The 23,975-nt window shown below is 50.2% G+C and carries 13 protein-coding genes and 1 pseudogene; 9 read left to right on the forward strand and 5 right to left on the reverse strand.

Going from position 1 to position 23,975, the window contains the following annotated elements; all coding sequences use genetic code 11:
* Position 1 precedes the first annotated feature (1 nt).
* Positions 2–1,528 carry a TolC family outer membrane protein gene (locus MEALZ_RS04705; RefSeq protein ID WP_223842350.1) on the forward strand — a complete coding sequence of 509 codons (1,527 nt, stop codon included), beginning with the start codon at positions 2–4 and terminating at the stop codon, positions 1,526–1,528.
* Between the two features lie 447 nt (positions 1,529–1,975).
* On the opposite strand, the gene MEALZ_RS04710 is transcribed toward MEALZ_RS04705, so the two are convergent.
* From MEALZ_RS04710 to MEALZ_RS04720, 3 genes are all read right to left on the reverse strand, one after another.
* A complete protein-coding gene (locus tag MEALZ_RS04710) occupies positions 1,976–4,663 on the reverse strand; it encodes a calcium-binding protein (protein ID WP_014147462.1) in 2,688 nt (895 codons plus the stop codon).
* A 971-nt stretch (positions 4,664–5,634) separates the two neighbouring features.
* Positions 5,635–5,874, reverse strand: a complete 240-nt coding sequence (locus MEALZ_RS04715) for a DUF6447 family protein (protein ID WP_014147463.1) — start codon at positions 5,872–5,874, stop codon at positions 5,635–5,637.
* A gap of 225 nt (positions 5,875–6,099) precedes the next feature.
* Positions 6,100–6,921, reverse strand: coding sequence for a SapC family protein (locus tag MEALZ_RS04720; RefSeq protein ID WP_014147464.1), 822 nt, complete (start codon positions 6,919–6,921; stop codon positions 6,100–6,102).
* Between the two features lie 1,019 nt (positions 6,922–7,940).
* On the opposite strand from MEALZ_RS04720, the gene MEALZ_RS04725 reads away from it, so the two are divergent.
* From MEALZ_RS04725 to MEALZ_RS04760, 8 genes and pseudogenes are all read left to right on the forward strand, one after another.
* On the forward strand, positions 7,941–14,486 hold the full coding sequence (locus MEALZ_RS04725; RefSeq protein WP_014147466.1) for a beta strand repeat-containing protein: 6,546 nt from the start codon (positions 7,941–7,943) through the stop codon (positions 14,484–14,486).
* A gap of 147 nt (positions 14,487–14,633) precedes the next feature.
* Entirely contained in the window at positions 14,634–15,506 is an 873-nt protein-coding gene (locus MEALZ_RS04730) for a hypothetical protein (protein WP_014147467.1), read from the forward strand.
* Positions 15,507–16,066: 560 nt separating this feature from the next.
* Positions 16,067–17,626 carry an IS21 family transposase gene (gene istA / locus MEALZ_RS04735; protein ID WP_014146712.1) on the forward strand — a complete coding sequence of 520 codons (1,560 nt, stop codon included), beginning with the start codon at positions 16,067–16,069 and terminating at the stop codon, positions 17,624–17,626.
* Positions 17,613–18,359, forward strand: coding sequence for an IS21-like element helper ATPase IstB (istB, locus tag MEALZ_RS04740; RefSeq protein ID WP_014146713.1), 747 nt, complete (start codon positions 17,613–17,615; stop codon positions 18,357–18,359). Before istA ends, istB begins: the two co-directional genes overlap by 14 nt.
* Before the next feature lie 320 nt (positions 18,360–18,679).
* Entirely contained in the window at positions 18,680–18,805 is a 126-nt protein-coding gene (locus MEALZ_RS23705) for a hypothetical protein (protein ID WP_269844359.1), read from the forward strand.
* Positions 18,759–20,174 (forward strand): annotated as a pseudogene (locus tag MEALZ_RS21525) (IS3 family transposase). Before MEALZ_RS23705 ends, MEALZ_RS21525 begins: the two are co-directional and overlap by 47 nt.
* 682 nt (positions 20,175–20,856) lie before the next feature.
* Positions 20,857–21,354, forward strand: a complete 498-nt coding sequence (locus MEALZ_RS04755; protein WP_014147470.1) for a hypothetical protein — start codon at positions 20,857–20,859, stop codon at positions 21,352–21,354.
* Between the two features lie 286 nt (positions 21,355–21,640).
* Complete coding sequence (locus MEALZ_RS04760; RefSeq protein WP_014147471.1) at positions 21,641–22,012, forward strand: hypothetical protein; 372 nt, start codon at positions 21,641–21,643, stop codon at positions 22,010–22,012.
* 179 nt (positions 22,013–22,191) lie between these two features.
* Here MEALZ_RS04760 and MEALZ_RS04765 read toward each other — a convergent pair whose 3' ends face one another.
* Positions 22,192–23,418 (reverse strand): ISL3 family transposase, encoded by a 1,227-nt coding sequence (locus MEALZ_RS04765; protein WP_014147472.1) that lies wholly within the window; start codon positions 23,416–23,418, stop codon positions 22,192–22,194.
* Positions 23,419–23,498: 80 nt separating this feature from the next.
* Positions 23,499–23,936 (reverse strand): transposase, encoded by a 438-nt coding sequence (locus MEALZ_RS04770; RefSeq protein WP_014147473.1) that lies wholly within the window; start codon positions 23,934–23,936, stop codon positions 23,499–23,501.
* Positions 23,937–23,975: the final 39 nt, after the last annotated feature.

The raw sequence follows: 23,975 nt of genomic DNA on the forward strand, positions 1-23,975 counted from the left end.
GATGAATAAACTGAAACACGGCTTACTGTGCTTGCTTACTGCAAGCACATATAACGCTGGCGCCGAAGACTTACTGACCATCTACCGCCAAGCGCTCGAGGCCGACCCGCAACTGCGTTCGGCGCGTCTGCAGGCCGAAATCGGCTCGGCGCAAAAAGGCCAAGCGTTAGGCCAAATGCTGCCGCAGATCAACGGCACAGCTAACTGGTCGAAAAACGAACAAAAAATATTTGCTCAAGGCGGGGCTATCAACAACAGCTACCCGGGTACGCGCTATTTTTTATCGCTCAACCAAACGCTGGTAGATTTCGCCAAATTTTGGGATTGGCGCAGGGCGTCTAAGGTGGAAGATCAATACGCGGCGGAAGCGATCGAAGCGCAAAACGAATTGATGTATAAAGTCGTGGAGCGCTATTTCGATTGGTTGCAGGCGAATGACGAACTCAACTTTACCCGCAGTGAAAAACAATCCACAAAAAAACAGCTGGAGCAAGTGCGCAAGCAATACGCCAAACAAATGCTCAAGATAACCGACGTATATGCGCTAGAAGCCAGGCTCGACCAACTGGCGGCCGAAGAAATCATGGCTGAATCTGAACTCGTCAAGGCCGAAGAAAGTCTCCGCGAATTGACCGGCGTAAGACCGGACCAACCCTATGGCTTGCAAGACGATGTCGAGTTCAAAAAGATAGAAGGCGACCTAAAAGATTGGATAGCCATGGCCCAAAGCCAAAATCCGGCAATGATGGCCAAAACCATCGCGATTGAAGCGGCCGAAAACAATGTCGCCGTGCAGAAATCGAAATACATGCCGGTCGTCGATCTGCAACTAAACTATTTTGATACCGACACCGGTTTCCAAAGTACCCAGACACCGCAGATTCAAACGCAAGTGGCTGCGATCAATATTAATGTTCCGATATTCTCCGGCGGCACCACCACGCATCAACTGTTTGAGGCGCAACACAGATTAGAGCAAAGCAAAAACGACAACGAAGCGACTTTGCGCGCTTTGGTCAAAGAAACTAGCGATGCTTTTCTCAGCTCAAACGCCAGCGTTAGACATATCAAGGCCGCCCAAAAAGCCCTGGAATCGTCGGTTAAGTCCCGGGAGTCCATGGAACGGGGTCTTTTTTACGGTGTCGTCACCGTAAGCGACCTGATCCAAGCGCAGCAAAGCGAATATATGTCCAAGCGGGATTTATCGATTGCGCGCTATACCTACATCAAAAACCGAATCCGTTTTTTACGATCGATAGGATCGGTCAACGAAAACAATATATTCGAAATCAACGAATGGCTGGATGTGACCGAGCAAGAAGTTAATGCCCAGCCGATGTCGACCGTCGCCCTTCCGCATGCGAACGGCGAGAAGCTGAACGCGACCCAGCCAAGCCGACACGACGCACCGCCGCAAGAAATGGCGCAAATTCCGCAAGACGAGCAGCAAATGGAGTGGGACGACGAAACCATGGAAAAAGTCTTACGCGAAATCAAAAATTCGCGGAACATGCAAGGCACCGAATAAAAAGCTAAATTCGAGCATGTATTCATGATGGGTTTCGCTCCGCTCTACCCATCCTACATTAACTGCCTATCAAATTTACGATGCCGTAGGATGGGTAGCAGCGAAGCGGAAACCCATCGCTTTGTTTGAGGGTATTTACGCTTATAATAACGCCGCCCATGACCAAATCCGCGATTTGTTAAAATGACTTTCGTGGCATTCCATGGTGGGTTTCGCTTTGCTTCGTAGCCCCCACATGGGGCGTGGCGCAATCCGGGAAGCTCAGAGCCACGGGTTACGCCCTTTAAGCAACTTGTGAAAGAGCGGACCCGGGTTGGCCGTTTTTAGCTTGAAACTTATGCTCCGGGCCTCCTTAAGCATCGCCGAAACGTGAAGAGCGAAAGATATAGGATAAAGCGAGTATGCTTGTTCCTAAGAGTCCAATCGGAAAGTCATTCTTCAAAAATCTCAAAAAAACTCAAAGTCGGCAACAGTCAAATTAGCCGCGGTAAAGGTACCCTCATCAACAATCCCCACCTTGACGATAGGCTCCGCTCTGGTGCTGTTTTCGGCATCGTAATAAAGAATACCGGTTTTAGTGTTGTAAACGAGAAACGAAGCCGTATTCGTGTGAGCCCTGTTTAAACCGGGGGCGCTAATAAAATTGATATTGCCGTCTTCATTTGGATCTAGGCCTGAATAAATCGCCGAACTAAATTTAAGGATATCGTTCGAAAAATCAATGATAAAGTCTCGGTTTTGCCGGCCCGGCTGCGTATCGAAAACAAACGTATCCGTTCCCGGCCCGCCGCTTAGTCTGTTACGGCCTAAGCCGCCGTAGATAATGTCGTCGCCGCCTCCGCCAAAAATCCTATTATTGCCGTCGTTGCCTTTCAAGATATTATTGTCGTCATTGCCGACTAGCTTTAAATTACGATTTCCGGTCAGCGTCACGTTGTCAATATACTCCAGTCCCTTGATCGGGCCTCTGTGTGGTTGGCTCAAATCAATACCGGACGCGACCTCTAAAGTATTATTGCCTCCGGTATCGAATATAACGAGCCGGTTTCCTAGCGCGATATACAAATCGTTGCCCAGGCCGCCTTGTAGAATATCAGGTTCGCCTCTAATATTGCCGCCGATCAAAATATCGTCGAAATCGGTGCCGGTCAGAACATTCGCGGTAGTCGTGTCTCTATCTTCTACAGTAATGCCGATTCCCGGGCTGCCTCCTTGGTCAACATCGCCGACAAGAGGAATAATTTCGCCGCTACTGAATTCCAGCAAGCCGACGCCTCGAATCGTATAAGTTTGGTTTTCGCCAAGTAACGTGTAGTTGCCCGGCGCACCGCTTAACTCATAGTCGTTGACCGATCCCTCCAATTTCAAGATATTGGAGCCTCCACCGCCGATAATCGTGTTATTGCCGGGACTGCCGATAAAAATGTCGTTGCCGGGCCCACCGATTAAAATATCGTCCCCGGCTCCGCCGTTCAAAATATTATTGCCGCGACCTCCGCGAATGACATCGTTGCCATCGCCCCCGATCAATTCATCGTTCCCGGCTGCGCCGCTTAGGTCGACGCCGATTGCACCGTTGACGATGATCGTATCGTCCCCGCTACCGCCGGACAGTGAACGGCCTAGCGGAATACCTTGTGCATTGTAGCGTTGCATGACGATTTCGGTGGCGGCATCGCCGTCTTGAAATACGCCTTGTTGATGGCCGTCTTGGTATTCGGCTTCCCAAGATACGACAAAGCCGCCGTCGCTCAAACCGATGACGGTCGGTTGTTGTTGCGAATCGTGCGCGGTAGTGTTGACTTGAAACTCCCCGCTCACTTTAGTGCCGTTGGCGTTAAATCGTTGACCGTAGACGCCCCAATAACTTTCGTCTTGTAGCATGGATTGCCAGACCACGACGAATCCTCCGCCGGTCAGCGCCGCGACCGTCGGGTGGGTTTGGTCGTAGGTTGTGAAGGTGTTGACCTCGATTTCATCGGTCAAAACCTGACCGTTTGCGTTGTAGATGCGTGCAACAATACTGAAATCATGCGCATCGAGAGGATCATCCAGAATGGGATAAACATCGCGAGGCGCTTGCCAGACCACGACAATGTTACCGTTGTTTAGCTGTGCGGCGGTCGGAAACTTCTGCGCGCTTGCCAGTTCGTTAAAATCCGGGTTACCCACCAGAGGATCTGTAGTTTCAAAGGTCGCGTTGATGGCGATACCGCTGTCATCGGCAGTCAAAAAGTTTTTAAATTGCCCGTCGTTATCGAAGCGTTTGGCAAAAATCAGCATTTGCTCGCTTATGGCGCTGATCGCTTCGTAGCCAATGACGTAGCCTCCGTCAGCAAGCGCCGTGACAAAGGCATCCGATCCGCCCGAGTCGCTGATTTTGGTTTCCCAGCCTAACGGGTTGCCGAATTTATCGAAAAGTTGACTGAATACGCCGGTTTGATTAGGCGTGCTACCCATTGAAACGCCGTTTTGTAAAGAATCGCCTTGATTGCTAGAGCTCCAGGCTACGACGAAACGGTCGTTTTGCAACACCGCTATGGCAGGTAAGTCTTGGTCGTCGGTTATAGTATCGTTGGCACGAAATATGTTAGAAGGCGATTTGCCGTCGGCATCGAACAATTGCACGTAAACCCCGCTGCCGTCGGCATCCGGTGCCGACCAGGCCAGGACGATACTGCCGTCGGAAAATAATGCCGGGCTAACATTGGCACCTTCGCCGATTCCCGAAAGGATTCTTTGCTCGATCCCAATTCCTCTGCCATTCGTGTCGAACTTTCGAAAGTAATAGCCGTCTGGCCCTTGCCAAAAGTTAATGAAGCCGCCGTCGGGATACGCCAGCACGGTAGACGCCTGCTGAGTGCCGGCCGTTAGTGTGTTGACTAGGGTTTCTTGCGATAGCAGTATTTGTTTGTTATCGCCATAAAAATGAATTTTTTCGATATTGATTAACCGGTTCGATCCGTCGTTCCCATTGATATGCGTGACAATCACCTCTTTTTCATTAACTTCAATAGTATAGTCAGTGGAGCTGCCATTGAAGAAAACGACATCGAGGCCGGCTTTACCATCGATGGTTTGATTGCCGGGGGTCACATAAAAAATATCTCTGCCGTCGGTTGGAATTGTTGACATTCAATTAGCCTCTTTAATTTAGATGAAGAAATTTCTTTACCCTTCGCTAGTCAAACATAGAAATCATAGGTTCTCACCCAGCATGCTAGGAGGGCTGGGGATAGGGGTAAAAAACCGAAGAATTCGAGTGCGAGTGCAATGCGTAGATTTAGAATAGTTTAGCCGTCTTTAAATGGCTATAAAAAATGGAATTTTTTTATACGTTTCCAACGCGGGGAGACAGCGGACCGAGTTTCAATAAAGGAATGTAGGGTGGGTAGAGCAAAGCGAAACCCACCATAGAACGCCACGAAAGTTATTTTAACAAATCGCGGGCAGGGCCATGGGCGGCGTTATCATAACCGTACCCGCCCTCAAACAAAGCGATGGGTTTCCGCTTCGCTGCTACCCATCCTACGGCGCCGGAAGTTGGGTAGACGGCTAATGTAGGGTGGGTAGAGCAAAGCGAAACCCACCATAGAACGCCACGAAAGTTATTTTAACAAATCGCGGGCAGGACCATGGGCGGCGTTATCTTAACCGTAACCGCCTTCAAACAAAGCGATGGGTTTCCGCTTCGCTGCTACCCATCCTACGGCGCCGGAAGTTGGGTAGACGGCTAATGTAGGGTGGGTAGAGCAAAGCGAAACCCACCATAGAACGCCACGAAAGTCATTTTAACAAATCGCGGGAAGGACCATGGGCGGCGTTATCTTAACCGTAACTGCCCTCAAACAAAGCGATGGGTTTCCGCTTCGCTGCTACCCATCCTACGGCGCCGGAAGTTGGGTAGACGGCTAATGTAGGGTGGGTAGAGCAAAGCGAAACCCACCATAGAACGCCACGAAAGTCATTTTAACAAATCGCGGGCAGGGCCATGGGCGGCGTTATCTTAACCGTAACTGCCCTCAAACAAAGCGATGGGTTTCCGCTTCGCTGCTACCCATCCTACGGCGCCGGAAGTACGCAGCATAACCTGGCTTAAAATTGACCTAATTCGCCATGCCGGATGCAGGGTAGATCTCTTTACCGTCTTTAGCCAGTTCGTCATTCAAAACCCGAGCATAGGCCGCTCTAGCCGTTTGTGCAATGCCCAGCAAAGTATTCAGGCGTTGAATTTCAGCGTCAGTTACCCGCAGATTATTAATCTGATTTTTGGCATTCTCAGACAGATCGTTCAAATCGTATTCAATGCCGTTGATAGTGACGATTTGTTTGTTTGCTTCACTCATGAATTTAAGTCTCCTTAGTTAAGTTGTAAATGCGTGATAGTGGAATCATGGTCGCATGATTATGTTTTCTGCCTGGAGTGAATTATTCAACCCGCTCCCCAACATATCAGCCTGTCTAGGTCATAGTCGAAACGTTCCGGCCGAGATTATAAAACCCGCCCGGCAAAGGCATTGGTCCGGTTTCAAGATCAATAAAAAGCCTGCGACAGAGTGCGCGGGTCAGGGTTAAAAATTAAACTTCAAAGTATCGTCCTTAGTACCGAACAGCGCATCGAAATCCAGAGAAGGGGTCGGTTGCGCATCGCTAAGCGCCTTGTGTTCACGATAACGTAAATCCTGCAGTCGGGCCTGACTGAAAAGCTGAGCATAAGCCAGGCCTAGTGCGCTGTTTTTGGCAAGACTTTGATACGTTTCCGGGCTTAATGAGCGCAAACGTTCCTCGTCGATCTGATAAAAGCCGCCTAAATTTTGCTGTTTCTTGGCTTTTTCCGGATCGGCGTCATTAGAATTGGGCTGCCAACTGATAGTCCAAGGCTGAATCAACTCGGCTTGCTGCAGGGCATCGGTCAAAACTTGCGTCACTTGCTGGTTTTGCAAGCGTTGCGTCAAAAAATTAAGAATTTGCCCTGCTGCCTCGGTTAATTCGCCACTCTCCTGATAAAGTAAGGTGTCTTCTGGCTGGGCCGGGTTATGCAACAAGGGGCTGGTGATATCGACGGCTAGAGCCGCTTTGCCGTGTTCATCCGGCAACAGGCTGAACGGGTAGCCGCGGAAATAACTCGGAACATAGGGCGCTAACCATTTGCCGTGTTTGTCCAGATAGACATTACGGTTCGGACGTAGGCCCAATAAAGCGACCAATTGAAACTTAACCGGTTCGGTAGACGATACCGGAAGAAAAGCTAAAGAATAATAAGGTAAGGTTTGAGTCAGCTCAGCCATTAAAATCGGACAATAAACGTCCTGGCTAGCAAAAGCGTAATGAGTAAATTTTTGCCAGCCGGCTTGGCTGTGGGCTTTAGTGTCTAATAATTGCCAGCGGTTCATCGTTACTCCATTTGACGTTGTTCAAGAAACGAATTATACATGCTTTAACATTCTAAATGGGCGCAAGTCCGTATAAATTTACCACGAATCGGGTTTAATCGCAGAGCGGCGAGGCATCGTTTTACAACCCGCCCGGCAAAGAAAGTGTTGTGGGGGCGACGCCTACGTCGCGATAAATCGAAGTCGTGTCGCTAATCGACAAAACAAACGTACTCGAAGCCCCTACGGCACGAAGCCCGGCAGCGTAGCGGAATTCGGGAATGGCCTGGCTCCGAACTCCCCGGATTGCGCCATGCTCCATCCGGGCTGCGCTGTTTAGACTCGCCGAAAGCGGTCGGTAGCGATTTATCAGCGAGAAACCTTGTTAACTTTATGCGTATGGGCGACAACCCCCGTCCGGCATAAGGGCGGCAAAGAAAGTGTTGTGGGAGCGACGCCTACGTCGCGATAAATCGAAGTCGTGTCGCTAATCGACAAAACAAACGGACTCGAAGCCCCTACGGCACGAAGCCCGGCAGCGTAGCGGAATTCGGGAATGGCCTGGCTCCGAACTCCCCGGATTGCGCCATGCTCCATCCGGGCTACGTTGTTTAGACTCGCCGAAAGCGGTCGCTAGCGATTTATCAGCGAGAATCTTTGTTAGCTTTATGCGTATGGGCGACAACCCCCGTCCGGCATAAGGGCAACAAAAAGTTCAGCTATGGAATCGATATATCGATAAATAAACAATGAAAAAACATTTTAATTAAATCAAATATATAAAACTTAAATTACACTAAAATACTTCAATCATAGTAATAGAAAGCCAAATTTTAAGCATTATTTCACCCAAAATAAGGGCGGTCCCTAGAAAAATTATTAAAAACTCTCTATACTCAAGCACCGTAAGCTATCAACTCAGTCCAGCTCTTTACTTAGAAAGGCTGATCAAGGTATAGTGCATACAAAATTCAGTGCGTATCAAAACGTGTCTAGAGTTCTTTCTAACAAAAAGCGAAAACCTCAATTGGAGATTTAACATGGCAACACTCTCAGTGGATATCGCTCAATCCTATATGGAGACCTTACGGTCCTATGGGCTTGAGTTTAACATAAGACAAACCAACAACCTGACCAATCGGATAATTAACCGCTTGGAAAATCGCGGCCACACACCTGAGCAAGTAGCAGACTGGCTTATGAGCAGGGTTGCGGTTAAACAGCAATTGAGAAAACTGGTTAAACAAGGCGAATTGGCCGAGTTTGATCTGGATGGCAATGGCCGCCTCAATCGATCTGAATTGCTAAATGCAATGTCTGCTCTGTCCGAGACAGCGGTCGAAGAAGCGCCGGTCGAAGATCCCACGACTCCCAAGCCTCCGGCCGATCCTAGCATCACGACCTTAACGCTTACTGAGATTCCGACTCAGCGTACGGCTACGTTAAAATGGAACAATGTCGATGCCGATTTGGCCATCGATTTCATGCAAGACGTACTGAAACTAGATCTAAATCGACTAGGCTGGATGGAAGACGGTCAATTGACCGTCAACATCGACAATATCGCGATCAGCGATTCGGACAGTAATTCTGATATCAACATCGGTATGGTCGATGGCGAAGAATTTTTGTTCAGCGTAAATACGCCAGTGGCGCTGTATACCAATATTATATTTGATTTGAAGCAAAACGATGATGTCATTCAAACCGGCATCGTGCTAACGCCGACCGAAAACAACGGCGGTTCGTTTGAAAACGGCATTACCTCCGATGCCGACAACCACATCATCGCCGGTCGTCCTGAATTGCTGCACGGCGCCTACATCGACGGCGGCGGGGGCTACAACACGTTGGAAGTCGACATGAAAGGCTTCTTTGCGCAGCCGTTCCAACTGTTGAACATCCAAGAGATCCACGTACAAAACCTCCCGAATGTCTACAGTTTCGATCAAACAATTTTCAGCGACACCGAAGGCGACTATTTTGCTAATTTTCCAATTCCTACGAATTTGGATGGCGATGATAGCATTCTTGACTTGAGCCGGGCCACTAGCCTAGAAAGACTGGTCATTAACGAAGCACGCTTTCCCGGTAGCGCAAATGCCTTAGGCGACCTCTACCTGGTCGGTATCAAAGCCGATGCGGTCGCCCGTCTAGAAGGCAACTTCACCGAAGACGTAAACTTGTTCTATGGTCGCGGCTTGGGTAATGCGATCAACCTGGAATTTGCCAATGTCACGATGAGTGATAGTGAGGGGGGGGGTGAATTGGTGCTGGGTCATAATGCCGGTACCGTGAATCTGCTTTCCGAAGGTCGTCTGAACGTCTTGGAATCTGTTGATTTCGGTAGTTTCCTGCGCGAACTCACCATCACCGGTACCGGAGAGTTGGTTATTGATGACGCCCTCGCATTCGCCTTTGGCGAAGTACATATCGATGCCTCTGCTAATACCGGTGGTATTCGCCTCAAGGTCGACAGCGTTGCAGACGGTAGCAGCCTATCCAATGAAATCGGCTTTTCTGCGGTTCTTGACGAAGTCACCATCAAAGGCTCACAAGGTCGTGACGTTATCGAGATCTCCGGCACTGCTGCAGGCGTATTGCTTGACATCGACACCGGTGCTGGCCGCGACACCGTTTTCTTGACCGACGATACTTTGAGTGCTGGCGCTGGCTCAGTGATCACCGGTGATAATTTGACAGTTGTGGTGACAGCCACCGCCGATCTGCGTAAGGCCGATGTTGTTGGCGTTGACCGCTTTGTACTGAATGCAGGTCCCGCAGCCGCTGGCAACCTGGTTTTGACTCAGACCCAAGTAGAAGCCATGGATGCCGGTGTGTTCACCGCAGCCCATAATACTATCGCAGTTCTGTCAGTCGAAATCACCGAAGCGGGTACGGTTCTGTCAGATCTGATCGATCTTTCGGCACTGAGCAGTGATGTTAAGCTGGCCTTCAATGTTGTTAAAGGTGCAAGCCTTGAAATGACCGCTGAAGAACTGCATAAGTATGTAGCTTTTGAAGGCATCGATGCAACTATGGCTGGTCACCTGGTGATCACCGGTGCGGGTCTGGGCTTTGATCCTGAAGATCAATCTGACTACGATACTGGTGGTACGATTGCCAATTACGGTCTTACACCAGACCAAAATATCTCCATTATTCGTGATCCAAACGGTTTTGAGCGCCCGGCGCCCGATACCAACACTGACATCCTGACCATTGATACCACAGGTGGAATCACCATCGGTGCCAATGCACTGTCAGATGACGATGCCTTCTCAACCAATGCAACCACCTTGATCATCGAAGGTGCAGGTGATATTACCTTTAATGCACCGTTGGAAATGTTATTAGATAACTACACCATCGATTTTTCCGGCCTGACCGGCAATCTCAATGGCCTGACCATTCTCGATTTCCAGAACATCACGGATGGAAACGATCCGAGCGACTGGGGCCAGATTATCGGTAACCCCGATGTTAATACCCGTATCAACGTGGTCATTGAGGACGGTAAGGAAGTTGGTGATGACAGTTTAGGCAATGCCAATGGCGGCCTCAAGTCTTCCGGTGTCGAAACCTACGTAGTTCTGGGAACTGTCGGCGAAACCTACACCTTCAATGTTTGTGATACCACGCAAGGCCTTGAAGTCCTCGGTTTCCGTGGTCTGGGTGATGTCACGTTCAACCAGATCAACTGGGGCACCAACCTGCTGCTGGAAGGCGATGGCTTTGAAAACTTTGGTGATATTCCGAAGGCTTTTGCCAACCCGAACCAATCCAACATCGGCAGCATCGAAGCCAACTACTTCTTCGATGGTGCTACTGTAGATGTTGCCATCAACAACCAGGGTCAAGCTCTGGGCACCACCTCTACAGGGGCAGCGCGTCCCTTAGTGGTAGAAAGCATCGTGGTAAACGGTGCTGAGACCGTAAACCTGGCAATCGAAGACGGCAGCGCCTGGATCAAATCTGTTGATGGCTCTGTTCTCGAAGATCTGACCGTCACCAGTGATTTCCACGTTACACTCTCGCTGATCGCTGCCAACAGCGACCTCGAATCTATCGATGGATCTGGTGTCGTAGGTGTCATGGCTCTGGAGATTAGTGATGTTGATGGCGCCGGGGATCCTACTGCCCTGACCGTAGACCTCTCTTCTACAGAACTGAGCGGCATCGACCAGATCGATCTGGGCCCATTGGCTGATCTCACTCTGAACATTGATCAGATTGAGGACATCGGCACAGCAAACATCGCCTTTACCGGTACGGCTGCACAAGCTCAAAATGATCCAGCGACGCTGAACATTGGTCAGTTTGCTGAACAAGAGTTTGATATTACGACAGTCGGTCTGGAAGCCGGTGTTGAACTGGGTACTGTTACCTTTGTTGCGAATGCAGGTGAAATCACTATGCATCCAGACACCAACCTGTCCGGTGCAACTGCAATCGTGATTCCAGAAGGCACAACCGTGAATATGACGGCTGCGCAGTATGAGCAGATCGTAGATGGTGGAAACGGTAGCAGCTTCTCAGGCCTCGGTGTGTTGAACATCACCGACCTGCTGGGTGAGCCTGAACTGGATACAAATGGTGATCCGATCCCAGGAGCCTTTGCTTCCGACATCAATCTGTCCGGTGTACCTGTCGAAATGATGGGCAGCATCAGCCTGGCAGCGGGTGTCGATAGCATGCGCCTGACGGGTAATATCGGTATCGCTCAGTTTGAAGAAAGGGAAATTGCTGATCCTGATAATACAGACTTCGTATCGGTTCAGACTTCGCATAATTTTCATGAACTGACCGGCGAAACGCAGGGCTTCAGCTTTGTGCTGGCCGAAGATCAGAACCTGATCTTCACCACAGAAGCGCAGGCCCATAACCGTGTGGTTGAAGGCGATGGCTCTAAAGTCACGCTGGCGTTTGCTGTGCTGCTGGACTCTCAGGTCAACTTCAATACGCTGGGCGGCACTCTTGCTGTTGATGGTCTGAACCTGGCCTACTACAGCGATTTGACCGATCTTGAAGTGCTTCAGGCCTTGGTAGCTGGTACTAACGTTGAGCAGATCCTGGGTAATCTGGATGAAAATACAGTTGTTCAGATTTCTGAGTTTATTGCTGGCGCTAACTTTGCTAATCCGACTTTCCGCGATGTGGAAGTGTTGGAAGGTGTAACTGTTGCCGGCGGTCTGGTCTTCGAGAACCTGAACGATGAGTTACCGGATAGCCTCAAGCTGACTGAACTGAGTCTCAGCCTGTTGGGTGATGCGACTATCACAGGTACGGTTGATATTAGTGGTGCACCACTGCTGGATCAGGGCTTCGAAACCCTGACCATCAACTCGCTGGGTGATGATCCCAACACCATCAATAATGTCGTAGCGACAGGCAACGATCTGATCGATGTCGTGATCAATGCTGAACAGGATCTGTCAGTTCAAACCATCACCTTGAGCTTTGTTCCAAAAACACCTGGTCAAACATCAGACGCAACCTTGACAGTCAATGGTGATGCAGATGTAACCATCAAGACACTGGATAGCACTGATCCTGATATCAACGTAGTTAACATTGATAACAACCTGACTGGCGGTGCCACACTCACCTTCACAGGTGGTTCAGCTGCATTCGAGGGTGATGATACAGATAGCCTGATCCTTACCGGTGCAGGTAACACTGTATTTGATACTGAAGGTGCAAGTACGGGTGGTATCGACTCCGATAGCCTGTCACTGATCGATGCTTCTGAGCACACCGGTGATCTGGACCTGGGTCGTATCATCAGTGTTGACGAAGCTAACTTCAGCCTGCTGACCTCCGCCGGTAATGCCTCAGCTACGCTGCAAGCCACTATGAATGATCAAGGCTTTAATGCCGCGGTCCTGGCTTACAACGCCGCTCTGGCAGCGGATCCTGTTGTTCCGGGAAACGTTACTGCAGCGCTAACTGCTCTAACTACTGCTGCAGGTCTTCTTGGCTTTGTAGATGCAAATGAAGATCCGCTGGCCTTCACTCAGGCTAACGCGGCTGATCTGATCGCAGAGTTCCGTCCTGAATGGAACTTTGAGCTGGGTGCTAACACCGAGCTAACCATCGATGGAGATGACATCGTTGGAGCTGACTTTGTTGCCGGTGCCCTGGTGATATCCGGTGGCAAGTTGATCATCGAAGGTGAAGTCGATCTGCGTGATCTGGCTGTACTGGACATCTCTGATGTCGAGATTGAGCTGGCCGCAGGTGCACGTATCCTGATGACTGACGAGCAGTTCGACGCGCTGGACAACGTCACCTTCTCTGGCCCAGGTCAGACGCTGGAAGTTGATGATGCGCTGCTGGCTGAGCTTTCTATCGTCAACGATATCACTGATATTCGCGGTGTCACTGAGATTCAGTTGGAAGAAGGCCTGGTTGAAGACATCACCATGACAGCTGAGCAGGCGCGTATCGCGACTGTAGTCGATGCCGACGGTAACCCTGTCCTGGTTGACTTCGATGTTGATCCAACTGTGATCGATGCTGCGGGTGACCCTGTTGAAGCCGGAGACTTCCGTACCCTTACAGGTTCTGTTGTTACCGTCGAAGTAACAGGTAACGACGATCTGACCGATCTGGCTGGCCTGAATCGCATTGAAATCGTCAGTGATGATCTGGTTGATCTGAAAGTGGCACTGGATCTTGATGGTGCTAACAACCAGGTTGCCGCGTTGCAAACTGCAGCGGGTGGAGCGTTTGACGGCACATTCTTCGATGTGTTGAGCAACTTCACTGTTGAAGCAAGCTTTGAGGTGCTGAGCCAGTTTGACCCTGAAACCACGTTGTTCGTTGCCAATCCGATCGTGGAGGATGTCAACTTCGACATCGTACGTGATGTGAATGGTGATGTGACTTCAGTCAGCGTCAGCGGTGGCTCTTCCCTTGGTTTCGCCCAGAGCGATGCCGGCTTCCAGGAGTTGTTGGAAGCCGGTCAGGTAACTGAGGTGGTGTTCGAGAATGTTGGTTCACTCAACAGCATCCTTGTTAGTGGCAACTTCGTCGGTAGCTACGATGCCGGTGGTATTTTCTACGAGAGCACCTTTGAGTTCGGCGCAAATGCTGGTTCGGTTGCTGAAGGGGTGGGTACAGATGGCAACATCTTCACCATTGCTGAATTCACAGCCGGTGCAGCAGCCAGTGATATCCTTGATTTCACTGCCATGCCTGTTGATAACACGAACACTGCTCCAGCCACTGGGCATGAGTTCATCGCGGTAGGCACTGAAGCTAGCATTGGTGACGATGCCACCATCATTGTCTTCACGGCGGGTGTTGCGGCCGACGCAGCAACCATCGTGACACAGTTTGCTGATGGTGCGGGAGATTTCCGTTCAGCAGATGCTACTGCACGTAACGCTGACTTTGCTATTGATAGCCAGTTGATCTTCCTGATTGACGATGGCGCTGGTAATACCGGTGTCTGGTATTGGGATGATACAGTTGGTGCTGTTGGCGATGGTATTGTCGATGCTGATGAGCTTTCGCAGATTGCCCAGTTGACTGGAGTCGTCACTGCCGAGCTGACGGTTGATAACTTCGTCCTCGCTTAATCCCACTTTTAAAGTGAGATGCCTCGAAGGTACCCGGCTTTACGCCGGGTACCTGAAGGGTTAAAGCCTGTTCCATTAAATTAGAGCCCCGTCCCATCCAAAGGGCGGGGCTTTTGTTATTGACACATAAATCTGAAGGAGTGACACATGGCCTTTTTTGGAAATAGCCCGACAATAGCCAGTAGTTCAAACTTTGGCTCAGCTCCGCAAAAAGCAGCCCCCAGCTTTGGCCCAGCACCGGAAAAAGCAGTCCCCAGCTTTGGCCCAGCACCGGAAAAAGCAGCTCCCAGTTTCGGGCCGCCACCGGTTAAAAGCGATGCCCCCAGCTTTGGCCCGCCCCCGGAAAAAGCAGCCCCCAGCTTTGGCCCAGCACCGCAAGTTGGCGACTCGTATATGGCAGATGATCCGGTTAAAGGGGGTTCATACTGGCAGACCCAAACCCAGACCCATTATATCTTTGATTTTACTTCAATCCCTGCTGAACTTGAATCGTTAGGTCAATTCAGCCTTATTGCCGAGGGTGCTGATGTCGATATTCCCCTTGACACTCAGGGGCGCAGCTTTGGCCTGCTTCAATCAAGGAATGTCCAAGCCGCAGAGATTGATATCTTTCTCGGACTGGATGCTGGTACATTAAACAGCCTGACTCCATCGACAGCTACCAATGGCGCTGTCATAAAGTTTACTGTTCCCTCTGCTAAAGACCTTGAAATGATTCGTTTTGACTGGAATTTTGTGAACAATGAATCAGGTACTTACGATGATTTCGCTTTCTATTACATCAGTGACGGCCAGATTGGGGTACTAAGTAGCTCTTCGCAAATCAATTTTGCCAGCTCAACAGGATGGCAACAGATGCTCGTGGATGATCTGGAAATCGATGGTCCAGTGTCTGTAGCTTTTGGCGTTCTAAATGTTTTGGATACAGCGGTAGATGCTTATCTGGGAGTGGATCAAGTTGAGTTAATTGGGGTATCTTTTGCGCCTGACATCTCTGTAGGGACCTCCTTCTGGGGGTGATGCATAGGGAGTAATGCGCTAAAGAATAGGTCTTGAAGTGCAATCATAATATGCATACCTGACTAGCTTTTCCCCTGCTCCATTTAAGCAGGGACAGATTCCTCGTTCCCAAGCTCCGGCTTGAGAACGCCTACAGGAAAAAGGGGTCAGGTCTAGAATGAATGCGTTTTCCTCGTTCCCAAGCTCTGGCTTGGGAACGCCTACCGTCAAGCTCAGCTTGACGAAGCCACGCCGGAACCCACACCCACCGTGGGAACCCATGCCGGAGCAACGTAACACAAAGGCTGCCCAAACCCACTCACCCGCAAGGAAACCCGCCAAGCAGAGCTTGGAGGTAGGCATTCCCAAGCTGGAGCTTGGGAACGAGGGCCAAAAAACCGCCCCGGGCAACCGGCGGCGGTTTTTTTATGCGCGAAACCGTGACTTCGAATGTTAATGGTCAATTAAACTGAGCCAGAAATGGCCAACAATTTTGAGCCACTTTTTCAGACTTTATTTATACCAATAAATCTGACAGAGTCCCTGAATTTTTTCCAGGGAGCGTCATGAAGGAGTGGATTGTGATCCATCAGATTAAAGCGTTATACAACGATGGCAACGGCTTATCCGAGCGTCAGATTGCCAGTCAATTGGGTATTTCCCGTAACACCGTGAGCAAATACCTGAAGCTGTCGGCTGCGGACATTAGTGCCCTGCAGGAAGAGATATCCCGTGGTAAGAAGCTGGACGATTACCGCGACTACATTATTCAGTTGCTGCAAACCTATCCGGGCTTGTCAGCGGTCAAAGTGCTGCGCAAACTGAAGGCCAAAGTGGACGATTTGGCCGTTTCCGACCGTTCGGTACGGCGTTATATACAGGCTCTCAAGCAAGAGATTAGCTTTAAGCAGGCGCGTTATTATGAGCCGGTATTGGACATGGTGCCGGGCGAACAATGCCAGGTCGATGGCGGCGAACTCCGCGATGTGATGATTGGCGGCGTGGCGACGACGGTATATTTCATGGTGTTTGTGCTATCGTATTCGCGTCTGATGCATGTTTCGATCTGTGCCAAGCCGATTGATACCGAGATGCTGATTCGCCAGCACGATGCGGCATTTCGCTATTTCGGCGGCATGCCGCAAGAGTGCGTGTACGATCAGACCAAGCTGGTGGTCATTAGCGAAGTGTTTCGCGAGTTGCGCTTGAACCAGCGCTTCCATCAGTACGCCACGGCAGCGGGCTTCACGATTCGGGCTTGTGAAGGTTATGATCCGGAAAGCAAAGGCAAGGTCGAGGCCGGGGTCAAATACGTCAAACAAAATGCCTTGTATGGCGAGACTTTTACCGACTGGGATGCTTTGAAGGCCCATATGACCGACTGGCTCGACGGGATAGCCAATCAACGGCGACACGGCACCACCGGCCAACAACCGGCGATACATTACGCGGCCAACGAGCAAGGCCATATGCGGGCTTACCTGACGCCGTCTTGTGTTGACGCTACCGCCAGCCAGGCCCGCATCACCCGCAAGGCGGATAAAACCGGCTTGATCGCCTGGCAATCCAATAAATACTCGGTACCGATGGCGTATCAATGCGCCCGTGTCGCCGTGCATGAAGCTAACGGCGTCATCCAGATCAGCGATCTCAGTACTCACAAAGTGATCGCCGAACATGCTGTGTGTCTGGAAAAGGGGCAAATTATCAAGAACCGGCATCATTACCGAGATATGTCGCTACGCATCGAAACGCTTGAAAAGGACTTGCATGAACTGCTGCCGTCTCCGGCGGTCGTGACTCAGCTATGTGCCTTGTTGAAAGCCAGCTCGCCGAAAATCTACAAAGACCAGCTGGCCGGTGCCAAGCAGGTGCTGACCGAGCAGATCAAACAGCAGGGTGCGATTCCCGAAGCGGTGCTGACGCGACTGATCGACACGCCTCGGTTAACGGCCAGCGGCCTGAAAGAACGACTGGAGGCCTGGCGGCAGTCTGTGGGACGCTCGGACGACAGCGATGCCCTATCGATGCCGCCATCAGAGCAGGCCACTGCCGCCATCAAGCAAGAATGTCCGCTGGCCCGTTATCGTGCCCTGAATGGCCACTCGGCTGGCCAAGGAGAGAGCCATGCCATCCATTGATCAGATTGCCAGGCAATACCGCAGCTTGTGCCTGACGGCCATTGCCGAGCACTTGCCGACCTTGCTTGGCCAAGCCGAGACCCATGAAAGTTCCTACCTGCAGTTTGCCGAAAGCTTGGTTGAACATGAACAGCGCCAGCGCAACGCCAAGCGCATCGAGCAAAACCGCAAACGCGCTGGCTTTCCTTTGCTCAAAAGCCTGGAAGAGTTCGATTATCGCTTTCAGACCACCATCAGTAAACGGGAAGTCAACAGTCTGCTCGACTTCGGCTTTATCGACAATCGGGACAATGTGGTCTTCATCGGACCGCCCGGGGTCGGCAAGACCCACCTGGCCATCGGCATCGGCCTGAAAGCCATTGATGCCGGTTATAAGGTCAGCTTCAACACCGCACTAGGCTTGATGGAGGTATTGGAACTGGCCGAACTCAAAGGCGAGTTGAAAAAGAAAATCAACCAACTGCTCAAATTCGATGTGCTGATCATCGACGAACTAGGATACCTGCCGATGAACAAACAAGGCATGCACAACCTGTTTCAGCTCATCAATGCGCTGTACGAATACCGCTCGGTGATCCTGACCACCAACAAGGAATTCACCAACTGGGGCGAGTTTTTTATCGATGACAACGTCGCCGTACCCATCGTCGACCGCATCATCCATCATTCACACATTTTTATGCTGGGAGGGGAAAGTTATCGACTCAAATCAAAGCTAAATCAAGCATCGTAACCCTGGAAAAGTGGCTCAATTTAAATGGCCAAAACTGGCTCAATTCTGTTGGCCATTGACATCGAACTTCCCAGATGCCTCGATCCCCAGCCGGAACTTTCCTCGTTCCCGAGCTCCGGCTTGAGAACGCCTACCGTTCCTCGTTCCCAAGCTCTGGCTTGGGAACGCCTACCGTCAAGCTCTGCTTGACGAAGCCATGCCGGAACCCACGCCCACCGTGGGAACCCATACCGGGGCAACGTAACACAAAGCCCTCTGTGTCAATATACCTGAGACACCGCCCCATGCATTAATTAGGGAACATTTTCGGAGAAAATCTCATGACTGACACAACCGTACAAGCTATTCCTCATGCCGCGGCGAACGGTATGGACACGCAAGACGCCCGGCAGTTCGAGAGTGTCTCGGTTCGCGAACACTTCCCGCATCACCAGCGAAGTGCTTGAAAAGGCCGCCCGCCGCACGTTTACCGCCGAATACAAAGAGCGCATCTTGACCCAGGCTGATGCGTGTAGCGAACCGGGCTGCATCGGCAAGTTGCTGCGCACAGAGGGATTATATTCCTCACATCTCAGCAAATGGCGCAGGGACGTGAGCAGGCCATCCGCGCCGGTCTATCCAAGCCGCGTGGCCGCAAACCTTCGGACAAGAATCCGTTAGCCGCTGAAAATGCTCGTCTGCAAGCCGAAATTCAGCGTTTGCAGGCATGCCTAACACAGGCGGAGCGTATCATCGATGTCCAAAAAAAACTTTCGCAACTGCTGGGCTTGTGCGAGATTCCAGCCCACACCGGGAGAGCATCATGAAGGCCACGCTTGAACTCAGCCGTGAGTTGGCGTTAAGGCCGCCTGCGAGGCGCTCAACTTCAACCGTGCCTCGTTTTATCGCGCACAACAAGATCGCTCTTCGTGGCCGGTCGAACGTCCGCGCCCGCCGCTGGCACTGAGTACGGACGAAGAGCTACACGTCCTGGCGCATCTGCACAGCGAGCGTTTCATGGATTGCTCGCCTTATCAGGTCTATGCGGCGCTGCTCGACGAGGGCGTTTACCTGTGCTCCATCAGCACCCTCTATCGCATCCTGGTGCGCCACCAGGAAGTGCGCGAGCGCCGCAACCAGCTTCGTCGTCCCAACTACACCAAGCCCGAGTTACTCGCCACTGCGCCCAACCAAGTATGGTCATGGGATATCACCAAACTCAAAGGCCCGGCCAAATGGACGTATTTCTACCTCTACGTCATTATCGACATTTTCAGCCGCTGCGTGGTCGGCTGGATGGTAGCGCACCGCGAATCCACCGAGCTGGCTAAGCGACTGATTGGCGAAAGCTGTACTCGGCAAACTATCCGTGAAGGCCAATTGACTATTCACGCCGACCGCGGCAGCAGTATGACCTCCAAAGGCGTCGAGCAACTGCTGGCTGACCTGGGCGTGACCAAAACCCATTCACGGCCCCATGTCTCCAACGACAACCCGTATTCCGAGGCGCAGTTCAAGACCTTGAAATACCGACCGGGCTTTCCGGCTCAATTCGGCGCTATCGAAGATGCCAGAAGCTTTTGCGGAACGTTCTTCGACTGGTACAACCATGACCACTATCACTCCGGCATTGCACTGTTAACCCCGGCCAGCGTTCACAGCGGCCAAGCCGTCGAGATAGTTACGCAGCGCACGCAAGTCCTGCATGCCGCATTCGAGCGCAATCCGGAACGCTTCAAAAACCGCCAACCCCATGCCCAAGCCGTACCTGAAGCCGCTTGGATTAACCCGCCCCCTTCACGGACGGCAAATGAGGCTCTCGACCAGGAAAACTAAACTCACAATCTACACTAATTTTTTATTATGGGTGTCTCAAAATCATTGACATATACCGAAGTCTTAATCGGTTTGTGTATTACGTGACTCAACTCCTATTTGGGACGCTCAATCGGCGTAGTCAACGCAAGAGCTACAACTGGATAGGATTTAAGGAACTGATCACGTATTTTGGACTTGCCAAACCGCGCATATGCCATGCTCTCTAGGAATCAAGGAAACATCGCGTCAGTGCAAAGCGAGCAATTTTGAAAAGCCCGGTGCGGTAATTCCGCACGCCGGGATTTGTGAGGGGGCAGTCGGGTAACTGGCTGTTCTACCTTGATGAAAGAATGCATTTTGTTGTTTTCGCCCAATGCCGGGTTATGTTAGATCGTTTCTCAATACAGAGCAGTGGCCAACCGAAGTAAGGATTTGGTCGAAAATAACTTCCTTATTTTATGGAGGGTTCGGTAGCTCGATTGGCAGGTGTCGGCGGCAGGGAAAGCCGCCGTCAAGCCTACAAGGACGTATTCACGGCGTCCTGTCAAGCGAGTTACCGAACCCTCAACAAAGCTCATAGTTCCAGGATGTTATTTATCACGAAATCCTAAATGATTTAAAGTGGAAAAAGTTAGCTCTTAATTCGCATTTGAGGAATGGTATAATCCGAACTATTAAGATATACCAAGGGGAAACTATTATGGCTTTGGCGGCGCAAGATATTGAACAAATCGAAGCGATCGTCCTCCGGGTGTTGGCGGAACGAACGGAAAGCAAGAGCGGAACGGTGCGCTATGACTTGGAACTTCGGGAGCGCTTTGTTCGTGTGGAAGAAGAATTGAAGCATCAGCGGGAATTGATGCTGGAAGGCTTCAAGCAAATGGAGAAACGTTTTGAGCAAGTGGATAAGCGTTTTGAGCAAGTGGATAAGCGTTTTGAGCAAGTGGATAAACGTTTTGAGCAAGTGGATAAGCGTTTTGAGCAAGTGGATAAACGTTTTGAGCAATTGGATAAGCGCTTTGAAGTCATGCAATTAGAGATGAATAAGCGGTTTGAACAAGTTGATAAACGATTTGAACAACAACATCACGAAATCATGGTGTTGCATCAAGAGATCAAGGTATTGATGCGCTGGGGTTTTGGCGCCTTGATTGGTTTGAGCGGGTTGATTGTCGGTCTATTCCGGTTGATGGTTTAGCAGGTAGCACAAACAAAAGGACAGGCACTTTGTTGACGCCCTTTGTAACCGTCTGAACATTGATCCCGAGCAGTTCATCGACTGTAATAACTGGGGTCAGGTACGAATTATTTGTCAGGAAATTAGACTCAGGTCTTGAAATGTTGCATTATCTTGGGAGACTGAAGATTGAAGGAGGCAGGTCTTCTAGCAATCGGATTTTTGCTATAAAAATACAGACTTCATGTTTTGATCGGTTATGTTTTAGTTTCAGGCGTTTGTAAACCGATAGCAAAGGTTATTGAAAATGGCTTTAGCACAAGATGATATTGATCACATTCAGTGGTTAATAAAAAAAGCGATATCCGAAGCGTCGGAGATCAGCAACGCTAATGTGCGCTATGAGTTGGATTTGCGGGAAAGGACTATCCGAGTCGAAGAGGAGTTGAAGCATCAGCGGGAATTAATGATTGAAAGCTTTAAGCAGGTGGAAAAGCGTTTTGAGCAAGTAGACAAGCGTTTTGAGCAAGTACATAAACGTTTTGAAGCGATACAGACCAGCATGGACAAACGCTTTGACGAACTACTCAAGCGTCACGATCAGCAATTTTTTTGGTTGCTCGGCTTTATTGCCACCGGCGTTGGGTTGGTGATTGCCTCCCTGCGCTATCTCAAATAAAAGGAATCGCAAAGAAATCGGGGTCAAAAGGAATCGGGGTCAGGTCTTACATTTGATATCTTCCTTGTTCTCATCGTCCGGCGCTCATTGGCTAATAAACCAGGTCCTGGTATGACACGTTTTATTCGTTCTCAAGCTTGAGAGACTGTGAAAGTATTTCAAACCCAAGCGGTTTGGCTCTATGTGAAATACAGTGGGTAATCAAATTTCAACTTTCCACATAGGAAGTAAATCATATTAATGAAATTGTTGATGTTGCGATACGCTCTGGCTCGCCGTTTAGCCAGCTGAATCTTACTATTGATGCCTTCAAGAATGCCGTTACTAATGAGTGATTCCACGAAATGCACAATTCCCGACCAATGTCCTCGAACTGTGTTGGCGAACTTGATAAACGCTGGAATTTTGGCTGCGTCCACCGCATCGCACCATTGCCTCAAAAAAGCCTCCGCTGTCGGTTTGTCGGGCATTTCCCAGAGATCATTGAATAGCACTTTTAAGCGGTTAACTTCGCCCAGCGTGGGGTACAGTTGTATCAGTTCATCCAGCTCTTTTTCTTTTTTGTCGGATAGGTTTTCCCGGTTCTTTAGAAAAGTGTATTTGTGGCCTTTCAGAGCATCATGCTCTTTGCGTTCGGCAATGCGCACCTGATTCATGGCCTCGTTCAATAATTTCACAACATGGAATCGGTCAAAGGTAATTTGTGCAGACGGGAATGATTCGGCAGCACCGGCAATAAATGACGGTGACAAATCCATGCTGATTTGCTCCACCTGTTCTTTATCAACACCTTTATCTTCAAGGTGTTGCTGAATACTTTGCAGCGTTGCCTTACCCTTACCTTCGGTGACATGAATTACGCGGGCTTCATCCAAATCAACGCCCAGCGTAACGTAATGATGGCCTTTTTTGGTCGAGGTTTCATCGACGCCCAGCTTGGTTATCGTGCTCGGATCATCGGCTGCTTTTGCCTTGCTAATCCAGTGATTAAAGATAGTCCAGATGCGCTGTGGATTGACCTTCAGTATCTCGGCGACTCGGTTGACCGGCATTTCCCGCTCAATCAAGCTAGCGCTAAGGCTACGAATAACAGGGTAAAACCACTGCCTGCCGTGCCAAGGAACGTCAACAGTACGGACTTTGCCATCGGTCGTGGTAATGCGCGGCACCGCACAATGGAGGTAACAGGTGTGTTCAAAAAAGCTCAAATGTTGCCATTGCCGCTCTACGGTATCATGCACTGGACAGAGGTTATTCGCGTCGTCTAAGAAGCGCGAGCCAGTCACGAAATCGATATGCAGATGAAGTTCGCTACGGGCCAATTCATCTGTAGAAAAGGTCACAGCTTTGACCTGCCAAGGAGGTTGCAGGCCTAAAGCCATGCTGAATAAAGTTTCACTGTTCATGGCTATATTATTGCATTACCCACTACGAATCACATAGAGCCAGCGGTTTCCAGGGGCCCGGCGCGGCATTTTTTGAAAATTCAGGTTTTGCTGCCTATGGCATCGTTTTTATTTAAGCTAACCAGCAAAAATCCGTCATCTTTTATCCATATTTCCACATTTTTTAGTATATTTCCTGGTATCTGGGCATAATAATCCCTCAGCGTGTCAGCTCCGGGAATCGTGAGTAGGCGCGTGAGGTTGTAGGTCAACATCATCAGGCTAAATTCGCCTCTTACTGGCGTTATTGCGGGTGGTCTCTCGTCCAATTTACGGCTACTGCTAATACCTTGCAAATAGTCATACAAATACAGCTTCAATAACGCCGCCGGGCCATAAGCCGGCTGTCCGGCACCGATGACCGGTTCGGTGTTTTTGAAGCCTAAGGCATACAATTCCAACGTATCGACATAGGCATCAATGGCTCGCACTGGATTATTCTGACTAACATAGTCATCGATACAAAGCGGCAACAACATGTCTTGCTGGCCGTTTAATGCGCGATGATAGCGGCGGAA

Source organism: Methylotuvimicrobium alcaliphilum 20Z (genome assembly GCF_000968535.2).
Taxonomy (GTDB): domain Bacteria; phylum Pseudomonadota; class Gammaproteobacteria; order Methylococcales; family Methylomonadaceae; genus Methylotuvimicrobium; species Methylotuvimicrobium alcaliphilum.